General features: G+C 37.2%; 10 protein-coding genes. 5 read left to right on the top strand and 5 right to left on the bottom strand.

The window, feature by feature from the left end; all coding sequences use genetic code 11:
• Window positions 1-12: 12 nt before the first annotated feature.
• Window positions 13-879 (bottom strand): S1/P1 nuclease, encoded by an 867-nt coding sequence (locus J5X91_RS01605; RefSeq protein WP_182683655.1) that lies wholly within the window; start codon window positions 877-879, stop codon window positions 13-15.
• A 203-nt stretch (window positions 880-1,082) separates the two neighbouring features.
• Between J5X91_RS01605 and J5X91_RS01610 the strand changes: the two genes are divergently transcribed.
• Both J5X91_RS01610 and J5X91_RS01615 read left to right on the top strand, forming a co-directional pair.
• Complete coding sequence (locus tag J5X91_RS01610; RefSeq protein ID WP_208833931.1) at window positions 1,083-1,982, top strand: PhnD/SsuA/transferrin family substrate-binding protein; 900 nt, start codon at window positions 1,083-1,085, stop codon at window positions 1,980-1,982.
• Window positions 1,979-2,926 carry a hypothetical protein gene (locus tag J5X91_RS01615; protein ID WP_208833932.1) on the top strand — a complete coding sequence of 316 codons (948 nt, stop codon included), beginning with the start codon at window positions 1,979-1,981 and terminating at the stop codon, window positions 2,924-2,926. Before J5X91_RS01610 ends, J5X91_RS01615 begins: the two co-directional genes overlap by 4 nt.
• 32 nt (window positions 2,927-2,958) lie before the next feature.
• Here J5X91_RS01615 and ushA read toward each other — a convergent pair whose 3' ends face one another.
• Both ushA and J5X91_RS01625 read right to left on the bottom strand, forming a co-directional pair.
• Window positions 2,959-4,575 carry a bifunctional UDP-sugar hydrolase/5'-nucleotidase UshA gene (ushA, locus tag J5X91_RS01620; protein WP_011329974.1) on the bottom strand — a complete coding sequence of 539 codons (1,617 nt, stop codon included), beginning with the start codon at window positions 4,573-4,575 and terminating at the stop codon, window positions 2,959-2,961.
• 82 nt (window positions 4,576-4,657) lie between these two features.
• Entirely contained in the window at window positions 4,658-4,837 is a 180-nt protein-coding gene (locus J5X91_RS01625) for a hypothetical protein (protein ID WP_041454917.1), read from the bottom strand.
• Between the two features lie 249 nt (window positions 4,838-5,086).
• Between J5X91_RS01625 and J5X91_RS01630 the strand changes: the two genes are divergently transcribed.
• Window positions 5,087-5,827, top strand: coding sequence for a peptidylprolyl isomerase (locus J5X91_RS01630; protein WP_011329976.1), 741 nt, complete (start codon window positions 5,087-5,089; stop codon window positions 5,825-5,827).
• 71 nt (window positions 5,828-5,898) lie between these two features.
• On the opposite strand, the gene J5X91_RS01635 is transcribed toward J5X91_RS01630, so the two are convergent.
• Window positions 5,899-6,318 carry an MAPEG family protein gene (locus J5X91_RS01635; RefSeq protein WP_011329977.1) on the bottom strand — a complete coding sequence of 140 codons (420 nt, stop codon included), beginning with the start codon at window positions 6,316-6,318 and terminating at the stop codon, window positions 5,899-5,901.
• A 176-nt stretch (window positions 6,319-6,494) separates the two neighbouring features.
• On the opposite strand from J5X91_RS01635, the gene J5X91_RS01640 reads away from it, so the two are divergent.
• The gene (locus J5X91_RS01640; RefSeq protein ID WP_208833933.1) at window positions 6,495-9,377 is read left to right on the top strand and encodes an insulinase family protein; all 2,883 of its coding nucleotides are present in this window, start codon (window positions 6,495-6,497) and stop codon (window positions 9,375-9,377) included.
• 88 nt (window positions 9,378-9,465) lie between these two features.
• Here the strand turns inward: J5X91_RS01640 and J5X91_RS01645 are convergent, their stop codons facing one another.
• Window positions 9,466-10,848, bottom strand: coding sequence for a Na+/H+ antiporter NhaC family protein (locus tag J5X91_RS01645; RefSeq protein WP_208833934.1), 1,383 nt, complete (start codon window positions 10,846-10,848; stop codon window positions 9,466-9,468).
• Between the two features lie 334 nt (window positions 10,849-11,182).
• On the opposite strand from J5X91_RS01645, the gene J5X91_RS01650 reads away from it, so the two are divergent.
• Entirely contained in the window at window positions 11,183-11,689 is a 507-nt protein-coding gene (locus tag J5X91_RS01650) for a GNAT family N-acetyltransferase (protein WP_089369217.1), read from the top strand.
• Window positions 11,690-11,703: the final 14 nt, after the last annotated feature.

An 11,703-nucleotide genomic window follows, 5' to 3' on the forward strand; every position in this document is an offset into this window, starting at 1 on the left:
ATTAAAAGTTACTTAGTTAGTTGTTTTTTCGCTAGTTTGCATCTTAAGTGCACTGACTAACGGTGTTGCTGATTCATCAAATAAACTATTTAATAAACCGGCGAGTCTTATTCCGCTTTGTTGCAGCCGAATTTTAATTATTGGCATATGGTTAAAAATGTAACTATAGCTAATATCTGTTTCATTTTTATTATAGATTGATTCTGCTAAGTTGTTTGATTCTACTAGCCAACTAGTAGGGGTACTGGTTAGGTACTCACTAATTAAAGTTTGATTATTAGTATTGATAAAGTCAGCAAATTCAGTATATGAGAGGTTTTCGCCTTCAATTAACTTACTGTCCCACAAACTGTGTAGGTTGGTTTCTTGACCAAAGTGCTTCACTTTAATATTGTTACCACCACGGTCATCTGCACGGCCAGCATGAAAAGGCTGATGGCTGTCGCCTACCAGGTGTACTAAAAAGCGTAAGCTAAACTGCTTAGCATCTAATGAACTTTGCTCGTCTTGAAGTACTTTAATTGAGTAATGAATACCTTCAAGAATGTTGGTAACAGATTCTTTATTTTTTGTATGAGAATGATTGAGTGAAATAGGTTTGTTTGCAGATGTATTAATATAATGCCAGCGTGATGATTTTCTTTGCCAAAACTCACCTGGAGCAGAGCGCATTTCATCTGGCCAAGTAGACACTTGTGCTAAAGATTCATTATTTAATAACGGCAAAAGTTTTGTTTTTGTTGTCTCACTTAAGTGAGACTCTGCAATTTTAGCTATGATCCTGTGTCCATTTTGACCCCATGCATGAGCATTAGTACAAACAAGTACAGCGCTGACGACCAGCGTTGCTTTAACTGAGGACATTAAGTTGTTACGCATTTGGTTTCCTTCAAATTATTATAGGGTCAAAATCACTAATCCGGTCAATTGTCCTTGTTTATTTTGAGGATAGGAAGGCGTTAAGAATATTCATATTAACTTGTAGGTAAATTAATTAAATCAGATGCTTATAGTTAATAGGTAAAATTACTTATTGCAATAAGTAATTAAAATTGTTCAAATGGGCTAATAATAATATTAGGATGTTTTGTTTGAACATTAAATGCGTCATTTACAATAAAATACTGTTAATTGTATTTTTATATTTGTTAATTGTTTTGGTGTGGGTGTGTGGTCAACTAAGTGTTGATAGCAGTGAATTACGCTTTGTAAAATTAATAGAAACATCAATTGAATGCCAAACATCTGCAATTAAAAATGAAAACCAGTTAATCATTTTTGCACCATCAAAAAAAATAGCAGGTACATTAGCACATAGTTTGTGCACCGATGATGTGGTAGCTAAGCAGTACGGTTCGGTTGTAAGTTACTGGCGCTATAACACGACTGAGAGCTTTGAATTTGTAGGAAAAGGCATTGCAGATCTTATTTTAACTAAAAACAATATTATGGAAGCATTTAAAGCAGAGACTACCTATAACTACCAACCTGTAGTTGGGTTTTCTGATTACACTGCATTTTTTATTTCGGCTAAAGAAAAACCTAAAATAGCAAAGGAATACTTTTTGGGTAAGCGCATTGGGTTGTTAGATTACCCTACGAGCCGCTCAGGGCATATATTGCCCAAGCAAATATTTAAAGAGTTGGATATTAACCTCGAAAACTTAAATATTGTTTATGCTAGCTCTCACGATGCCTTACGTGATTTATTGGCTAACGGAAAAGTAGATATTATAGCTTCGTTTTGGCAAGAAAGTGATGCAAAACGCTTTTCAAAAAACTATATTACCCCGCTAAAAAATAATATTGCAGGCACGCGTTGGTATTTAAAAATGCCACATAATAATACCGATCTATTATGCTCGGTACAGGCGCATTTATTAGCCATGTCGCAAGAGCAATCTCTTCATTACTATAAAGGTGCGCAGTCATTTTGGCAGTGTGATAATGACGTTGTAACTTTTAAGCGAGATGAAATATGAGTAAGCAGTTATTTTCATTTATTACGCTATTCATTTTTTTATTACTTTGTAGCGTATTTTATTACTCTGTAAGCTATAAACAACAGCAAGTGCAAAAGCTTAATATAGCCACGATAGAAAAACAGGTAGCGTTGGATTTACCTTTACTCGAGCTATCTAATGAACTGCTTAAGTACTCCAGTAATATAGATAATATAAATAGTTATTTAGAGCAGTTAAATTCGCAACTAATCGGCACTAATTTATTATTGTTAAATATTGTCGCTGATAAAAAGCTATCAACCACATTAACCGGAGCGCAGTTTTTTACGCGTTTAACGACCAGTATTGGCCCTGTTTTTTTAGTTTTTGATATAAAACCACAGCCATGGCCGTGGCGTTATATTTATTATTATGTCGCTATTTTTATGTTAAGTGCTTTTGTTAGCCACTGGCTGAAAACGGTTATTACAATAGAGCAAAAAAGTAAGCAGTTAGCTACGCTGCAGCCTGAACCTGTTGAGGAAAGTAAATCACCCGTGTTAGTTATTAATCTAAATACTAAAACGGTGTCAGTTAATATTAATCCGCAATACCAAGTATGTTTAGCAAATAAACCACTTAGTTTTTATTTAGCGCTTATTGAATTTTGTAACAGTAATAGCGATGTTGTGCTCAGCCATAATAAAGATGTGCCTGATGAGCTAATTGAATTAGCTAATAAATATTTTTATCGATTAGTAGAGCTGGGACACACGATCCGCAAGCGCCCTAACTTTAATAATAGCCTTGAAAAAACATTGAGCGAAATACGCGCGGCGTTAGATGAAGTGTTGAGTGAATACCCGCAACAAAAAGAAATTTTTTATCCGCCTAAGGCATTTGGAGAGGGTTCTCGTTCGCGGCTACACAGTTACGGGTTAGTTAATATTGCTAAAGGCGATTTAGAAATAGTAGGCAAGTAATATACTAGCTCCTACTATCTCCAAAATATAGATTATTTAGGGGCAAACTGGGCCGCATCTATTGGGCTGTGCTCTGCAAAAAAACGCTTTAATGCGTTAGAGTCTGTTTCATCAGTAACTACAAAACCTTTTGCTGTGGTTAGTGCAGGGTAGCCATCACCACCTGAGGCGTTAAAGTTATTAATGCTCATACGGTAAGTTTTACTTTTATCTAATGCTTGCCCATTTATTAATACCTTTACTAAGGTGTTGTTTTTATGCTCAAACGATAATTTGTGGTACTGCATGTAAGCGCCTGAATCAGGCGGGAAACGCGTTACAACTTCTAAATATTGCCATAAATCTTCTCCTGCAATATCGATATAAGCCACTCGATTTTGAAACGGTTGAGCTTTTAAAATATCTTTATAACTTACTTCGCCTGCAGCAATACTGTCGCGTACACCGCCGCCACTCATAATGCCAAAGTCAGCATCGGTACTGTTCATTTGCGCTTGAATAATAACGCGAGCTAAATTTGTTTGTTGGTAGCGTACTTTATTGCGATCGCCCTCAAGTCTGGCATTTACATAACCAATTTTACCTTCAATTTGTTTAGCGCCTTTTTCCTGATACTCGGCTAAAAATGCGTTTAACTGTGGATTAGGCGTAATGTACTCGTTAGCTAATACACTAGACGTTGTGCCATCCGCGTGTTGTTTATCAACATATAAATTAACGGGTAGCAGTTTATAATTTAAGAGGGTTAGCTGGCCATTTTCAAGTTTAAATTCGGCTTTACCAACATATTTACCCCATTCGTGGGCTTGCATTATCCAAGTGCCATTTTGTTGATCGGGCGTGCAGGCTAGGCCGGGTTTAAAGTTATCGTCATTTACGTTTTTAGCCGCCATACATACAGGCTCTTGAGAGTGACCACCGATGATCATATCTAAGGTGTTAGTTGGCAGTGAGCGCGCAAGTGTTACATCTCCAGGCGCATTAATTGCGTGGCTGGCATCCACATAATGCCCCATATGAGTGAGCGCAATAGTAATGTCGGGGTTATATTGTGCTTTAATTTTTTGTGCTAATTGTGCCGTGATTTCGATTGGATCTTTAAACTCTAATTGGCGAATATATTCGGGATTACCTATTTTGGCTGTATCAGTGGTGGTTAAGCCTATAACAGCAATACTCAGCCCATTTTTATTAAATACTTTATAGCTATCAAATACATTTTTACCGGTCGATTTTTCAAATATATTTGCCGATAAAAAAGGAAAGTTAGCCCATTGCTGTTGCTTTTTAAGCACGCTCATCGGGTTATCAAATTCATGATTTCCAAGGGCCATCGCATCATAACCAATTAACGACATGCCTTTAAAGTCAGGCTCAGCGTATTGTAAATCTGACTCTGGAATGCCGGTATTTATATCGCCACCAGAAAGCAGCAGTACTGCATGTCCCTGCGCGATTGCTTTATTGCGTAGCGAGTCAATCAGGGTTTTACGGGCAGCCATGCCATACTCACCTTTTTCATTGTGCCAAAAGCGACCATGATTATCGTTAGTATGCAGTACGGTTAAATATTGTGGGGTGGGGCTAGTGAGTGTAGTACTACACCCAAGTACACTAAAAGCAATGACAAACAAAAAAATTATGCGCATAAAACACCTATTGATTAAAAGCACTTACGTTTATTGGCGCATAGTTTAACTAGTTTGCTACAAAAACACACTTTTACATTCTTTAATCACACTTTAATTTTTTAGTAGCAGCTAACTCTCTGCGTTTTAGCTCTTCGCTGGCATATCTGGCTTTTTGATGATTAATACCTACCATCCAGATTAAAAAACTAGCAGGTAAGCGTGTGTAGGGCTCTCCCTTATGTAAACCAAAATCACAAATTTGGTTGTTTTTTTCTGACATTACAATTCTCCATTTACGAATTTGCAGAGGAATCATAACAAAAATAAAACAATTTATAAGTGCATTTTCATTAAACAGCGTTTTTACAAGGATAAGTTCAGTAGGAAGGTGATGAAATGTAATTAAGTTGTAACCGACTTGGTTTGAATTGTATCAGGGGCTATTTTGCAGTCGATTTTTAGTCTTACTCGCATTACTCTAAGTATCACTAAACTTTACACTTAAATAAAATAATAATAGGGAAAAACGATGAAAAAGCTTTTATTAGCCTCGTTACTTAGCGCAGTAAGCTTTGCCAGTTCAGCAACCATTGTAGAAGTAAGTACCAGCCAAGGTGTTATTAAAATTAATTTATTTGATCAAAAAACACCAAAAACTGTAGAAAACTTTATGAGTTATTTAGATGATGCAGCGTATAACCAAACAGTGATTCATCGCTCAGTCAAAGATTTCATAATCCAAGGTGGCGGTTTTACCTACTCAGATGATTTTGATCGAATTACAACCAAGCCAGCAGTCATTAACGAACCTATTTACTCTAATGTTAAAGGCACGATTGCCATGGCTAAACTAGGTGGAAACCCAAACAGTGCAACTAGCCAGTGGTTTTTTAACTTAAAAGATAATAGTGCCAACTTGGATGTGCAAAACAGTGGTTTTACTGTGTTTGGACAGATTACGGATGATAGCCAAGCGACTTTAGATAAAATAGCTGCTTTAGTACATTGTGGTGAAATACCGGTAGTTGGTATCACTACAGAGCAGTGCTTAAAAAGTGATGTAACCATTAGTAATGCTAATTTAGTGACTATTCAAAGCGTATTAGTTATAGATGACGATCCTAATTCAGCGCAGAACCTTACACCGGCTAAAAACACATTAATTAGCCAAGTAGTGCCACCTTCGCAAAAAGAAGATTCAAGCGGTAGTATGGCTTGGTTACTAGGGGCTTTATTATTAGTGTTACCACGTTTAAAACGCGCTAAATAACAAATACTCAAAATAAAGAAACCCCGCTATGGGTGTTAAATAGCGGGGTTTTTAGTTGTTTAATGTAAGAGTTAAAACAGTAATACCCGCCAAATTATTACCAGCCATAACGCAAATACACTGCCACAGCCTATTAAGAATAGATTAAAGCGTATTCTTATTTTATTACTGCCTAAGTGAACAACGCTATGTAAAATACGCGAAATCACAAACAGCCAAGCTAAAACAGCCACCAGAATGCTTGCACTATTGAGTTGCATTGCAAGTAAGCACCCAGCATAAAACAACACGGGTATTTCAAATTGATTGGTAAAGTTTCTATCAGCAACACGCACATTGTCACCTGCACTATCTAAACGCATAGTGGCAAAGTCGGTTAAATTGATGTGTTTATTTTTAGCTGCGGCAAACCGTCTTTTACCCATAATAATCATTACAATGAGTGAGAGTAAAACTTGGGCGAACATAGCTAAAATGATCAACTTTTCCATGGTTTTTCCTTATTATTATTTGAATGAGTTGCAGTATGCAGGTGTTTTTCACAATGTGTTACACAATTAACGGATAAATTGTGGCAAAACATTAATCTAAAATGTTAATTTAGGCTGTAAATAGCTTTTTAAATAAGCGTAGATCGCAGTTGCGACATACTTTTAATGGAAATAAAATGAAAAAAATTATTGGCTTTAGTGCCATTGCACTTGCTGTACTAAGCGGTTGTTCAAATACATCATCTGTATCTCAAGCACCTCAAACTGTTTTATTATCAGACTCGCTGGTTGTAAGTCCTAATGATAATCGCGAATATAAAACGCTTAAATTAGCTAACGACATTGAAGTTATTTTAGTATCAGACCCCAGTGCTGAAAAATCAGCCGCGGCATTAAGTGTTGGAGTGGGTTTATTACATGACCCAATGAGCCAACAAGGCATGGCCCATTATTTAGAGCATATGCTGTTTTTAGGCACAGAGCGCTACCCAGATACTAAAGGTTACTCTGACTTTATGACCAAAAATGGTGGCGCACACAACGCCTATACTTGGCTCGATATTACCAACTATATGTTTAAAATTAACAACGATGCGTTTGATGAAGGGTTAGACTGTTTTGCTGACTTTTTTAAAGCCCCTAAGTTATACCCTGAATACACAGACAAAGAAAAAAATGCAGTAAATGCAGAGTGGTCAATGCGCCGCGAAATGGACTTTTTTGGGCAGTTTAAACTAGCGCGTAAAATGATGGGTGACCACCCAGCTAACCGTTTTTTAATTGGCAACCTAGAAACCTTAGGTGACAAAGAAGGCAGCTCATTACACAAAGAAACAGTTGATTTTTATAATAAATACTACTCTTCGAATATTATGAAAGTAGCGCTTATCTCTAATTTGTCAATTGCGGTAATGGAGCAAAAAGCACAAAAATACTTTGCTGATATTAAAAATAAAAACATTGAAAAACCAACAGTAACCGCCAAGCTTAACTTTGATAACGCCGGTGGTAAGCGCGTGTTTTATGCCCCTAATGAAGATGTAAAACAGCTACAACTTGATTTTACCATTAGCAATAACAATAACGAGTTTGCACTTAAACCTAATCGCTTTGTGGCCTACTTATTAAGTAATGAAATGCCAGGTAGTCCAGCGCAAATATTACGTGATAAAGGGTGGGTATCGCAATTGTCAGCATCGGCAGTGCCAACCCACTATGGCAACTACGGGTCGTTAAACGTTAACCTAGAGCTTACCGATACAGGTATGCAAAATCGTGAAACGATAGTGGCGACTATAATGCAGTACATTGAATTGATTAAAAAAGAGGGCGTTGATAGTAAATACTTTAACGAAATTCGTACCTCGTTAAATAATCAATTTAAGTTTTTAGAAAAAGGCGATGAGTTTAACTACGTAAGTACATTGACTCAAAGCATGCAAGATTATCCATTAAATCATGCCATTAATGCGCCTTATTATTACGCTAAGTTTGATGCAGACTCAGTAAATAAAGTGCTTAAACAATTAAATGCCGACACTTTACGCATTTGGTATGTATCGCAGCAAGAAGAAACCGACTCACAGCTACACTTTTACGACGGTAAATACCGCATTAGTGACATAAGCGAGCAGGAAGTTGCAAGCTGGAACAAAAAAAGCCAGTTTAATTTAGCGCTCCCTAGCGTAAATAACTTACTGCCAGAAAATTTTGCTATTAAAACCCAAGCATTTAAACAGCAAAAATCCCCAGAGCTTGCTTATGATAAAAATGGCGTGAAAATATGGCGTCAGGCAAGTCAAAAATTTGCCGAGCAACCAAAGGGACTTGTTGAAGTTTATATAAATACTCAGCCGGGGCTAAACGATGTAAAAGCGGAGGTTTTATACTCTGTTTGGGCCGATCTGTACAACATACAGCAAAGCCAACTAAGCACTGAGGCTGCTATTGCAGGTATGAGCGTAAACCTTGCACCCAGTAATGGTTTAGTTTTGTCTATGAGTGGCTTTACAGATAAGCAAAATGTACTGCTTAAACAAGCATTAAGTGGGTTAAACAGTGATATTAGTGGGCAAGCATTTAACCAAGCTGTAGATCGTTTTAAACGTAATTTACTTAACCAGCAAAAACAATTTCCTTACGCGCAAGCATTTGCTGAATATACAAAATTAAGCCGTACCGGTAGCTTTGATACTGATACTTTAATTAGCACAGCCAACACTTTAACTTTAGCTGATTTTAATGCTTTAAAACAAAACACCTTTGCTAATAACGATTTACGCGTATTTAGTTATGGTAACTATAACCAGCAAGACATAGCAGCAATAGCATCCGAGCTGAGTGCTATTTTGCCAAGTAACTATAAACACACTGAGTTTGCGCGCAGTAAAGCATGGTTACCACAACCGGGTGAAACCATAGTGCTACAAAAAGATATAGATGTAGCCGATGTGGCCGTGGTTGATATGACAGTTCATCCAACACCGGGTTACAAACAAAAAGCACAAGCAGCTGTGCTACAAGGGCACTTTAGAACCATTGCATTTGATAAAATGCGTACTGAGGAGCAACTTGCTTATGCTGTTGGTGCGTTAGCTCGCCCCATAGAGGATTACTCAGCGATTGGTTTGTTTATTCAAACACCAGTAAAAGGGCCAAAAGAAATACAAGCGCGTTTTGATCTGTTTAAGAAAGAGTATGCAGTTGAACTCGACAACATGAACGAGGAGACGTTTGCACAGCTTAAAAATGCCACCTTAGTGTCGCTTAAAGAGCAACCTAAAAACTTAAGTGACGAAATGAGCCCACTATTAAATGATTGGTATCGTGAAAACTTTAATTTTGATTCAAAGCAGCAGCTAATAAATGAAGTTGAAAAAGTAACGCTTAGCGATATTAAAGACTATTACCAACAAACAATGCTTAACCCTAATGCGGCACGTTTAAATGTGCAATTACGCGGGACTAAGTTTATAGAAAGCGAGTTTGCCGATTTACCAAAGCAAACAAAAGTAACCACGCTTGATGCTTTTTTTAATGGTATTAAATTACAAAAATAAGCTGTATTTATACAGCTAAAATAAACCCCAATGTATTGCTACATTGGGGTTTTTATTTATTTCAGTTAATTTAAGCCATCACTAAAGCTTAAGCTATTAGTAAAAAGCCTATCACTGCAAGTGCTGCAGCAATTAGCGTATAAGGCAATTGCGTAACCGCGTGGCTCATTAAGTTACAGCCAGCGCCTTGGGCTGCTAATACCGTTGAGTCTGAATAAAAACATGCTTGGCTGCCAAACGATGATGCCGATAATAACGCGCCAATGACTAATGGAATATTAGCATCTACCGCCGTTGCCAGTGGCATAACAATAGGAATAGACACAGCAAATATTCCCCAACTTGAGCCCGTTGCAAATGCTAAAATAGACATTGCAATAAATACCACTGCAGGCAAGTAACCCGCGGTCATGTATGGGCTTAAACTATTAATAACATATTGTGGCAAGCCAATTAAATCGCACACATCTTTAAATATAAACGCGGCTATAACCGTGCCTATAGCCGGTATCATGCTTTTAAATCCATCGAGCATACGTTCAATCATTTCACTAAACGACATTAATTTTTGTAGTGCATAAAATGGCAAAATTATAGCCATAGTGGCTAATAAACCTTTATAAACGTCTATTTCAAAGTAAACGGTAAAGCCGACTAATAAAATAATAGGCAATAAAAAGTTATGTAATTTACCTTTAGGATCGGCATCTTCAAAGTTTTCTTCTACTGCTTTTACCGCGTACTCGTCAGCTGTTTGTACTTCACTGTATTGCGCCGGATCGACTTGTGCTTGCTCAATTTTTGCCATTTGTTCTGCTTTTTTCATCGGGCCAAAAGCAGGGATCACACCAAGTACCACTAATAGCACAACGATTACCGCAAACCATGCGTAAAACATGTACGGAATAGCCTGAACATAAACAGCAATGCCTTTGCCTTCTTCAGCAATACCGTTATCTACGAGTAAACCACCAAAAAATACCGCCCACGTAGATAGAGGCACAAGCACGCAAATTGGTGCCGCAGTTGAGTCGACAACGTAGGCTAGCATTTCACGGCTTACTTTAAATTTATCGGTAATGCGTTTCATGGTTTCACCCACAGTAAGCGCATTTAAATAGTCATCAATAAAAATAACTAATCCAAGGCAAAAGGTCATAAATAATGAAGAGCGTTTGCCCTTAGTGTATTTAAGTGCCAACTTACCAAATGCAGAAGCACCACCGGTACGGACTAATAAGGCGATTAACGCACCAAAACCACCACACACCAATATTAGCCAGCCAATGGTTTCGTCACTCATTACTTTAAGTGAGGTGCTGGCAAAATTAGCCAATACCTGCGAGGGATCAGCCATTATGAGCCCAACAAGGGCACCAATTAATAAAGATAAAATAGGGCGGCGTAGTACTACAGCCAAAATAACTACCACTAAAGGCGGTAGTAAGCTTAACGCAGAAGGTTCAAGCATTTAAGTATTCACAAAATTAAAAGCATATTTAAAAATTTAAACTGCTTAACAAAAACAAAGAAGATGATAAGTTAGTAGTATTATCACTTTCCAAGTCACTGCTTTTGCACGCGATATCACTAGGGAACTGTTATTTTAAATTAATAATCAGCAGTAATATGCGTTGGCTTGGCGCCAGACGGTGCGAGGAGTGCAACCGCTTTTGTTATGCCTATAAAAACATCGGCGCAAAAGTAATCTGCTTTACATCTTCAGTCAACAAATAAATGCTTTAATTGACTCATTTTTATTATTTGGCTGAATATAACGCTACAAACCAGAAGGATAACAATACATGCGAAGGCAATTTAATACCGAGCGATTAATTATTCGCCATGCTGTTGAAGCAGATGCTGGCGATTTATTAAAGTTAGTAAATCAAAAAAGTTTTATAAAATACATTGGGGATAAAAAAATTTATACCCTTGAGGATGCTATAACCTATATTAAGCAAGCTTTTAGTGAGGCGCACCAATCGCAAGGGTTTGGCCCTTATGTGATCACTTTAAAAAATCAGCAGTTAGTGGGGGTTGTTGGTTTTTATAGCCGTGCAATGTTGCAGCACCCCGATATAGGGTTTGCGTTATTAACAGCGTTTGAAAAACAAGGGTATATTTACGAAGCTGCAAAAGCGTTAGTTGAAAATAAAAGTATATATGGCATTAATAAATTATGCGCCATTACCTCAATAGATAATAGCGCATCACAAAATGTGTTAATTAAGCTTGGCTTTAAGCCACAAGGGCAAGTAATAATAGATAAAGAAAGCCGCAGCGTTGTTTCTTTATTTTTATATCATTAAATAATTTTAGTAAT

Origin of the sequence: Pseudoalteromonas sp. K222D, from assembly GCF_017653575.1 — a bacterium.
In the GTDB taxonomy this organism is placed as follows: Bacteria; Pseudomonadota; Gammaproteobacteria; order Enterobacterales; family Alteromonadaceae; genus Pseudoalteromonas; species Pseudoalteromonas nigrifaciens.

Coding starts and splice junctions, on each gene's coding strand:
- J5X91_RS01605 (WP_182683655.1), bottom strand. CDS start 879: ATGCGTAACAACTTAATGTCCTCAGTTAAAGCAACGCTGGTCGTCAGC.
- J5X91_RS01610 (WP_208833931.1), top strand. CDS start 1,083: ATGTTTTGTTTGAACATTAAATGCGTCATTTACAATAAAATACTGTTA.
- J5X91_RS01615 (WP_208833932.1), top strand. CDS start 1,979: ATGAGTAAGCAGTTATTTTCATTTATTACGCTATTCATTTTTTTATTA.
- ushA (WP_011329974.1), bottom strand. CDS start 4,575: ATGCGCATAATTTTTTTGTTTGTCATTGCTTTTAGTGTACTTGGGTGT.
- J5X91_RS01625 (WP_041454917.1), bottom strand. CDS start 4,837: ATGTCAGAAAAAAACAACCAAATTTGTGATTTTGGTTTACATAAGGGA.
- J5X91_RS01630 (WP_011329976.1), top strand. CDS start 5,087: ATGAAAAAGCTTTTATTAGCCTCGTTACTTAGCGCAGTAAGCTTTGCC.
- J5X91_RS01635 (WP_011329977.1), bottom strand. CDS start 6,318: ATGGAAAAGTTGATCATTTTAGCTATGTTCGCCCAAGTTTTACTCTCA.
- J5X91_RS01640 (WP_208833933.1), top strand. CDS start 6,495: ATGAAAAAAATTATTGGCTTTAGTGCCATTGCACTTGCTGTACTAAGC.
- J5X91_RS01645 (WP_208833934.1), bottom strand. CDS start 10,848: ATGCTTGAACCTTCTGCGTTAAGCTTACTACCGCCTTTAGTGGTAGTT.
- J5X91_RS01650 (WP_089369217.1), top strand. CDS start 11,183: ATGCGAAGGCAATTTAATACCGAGCGATTAATTATTCGCCATGCTGTT.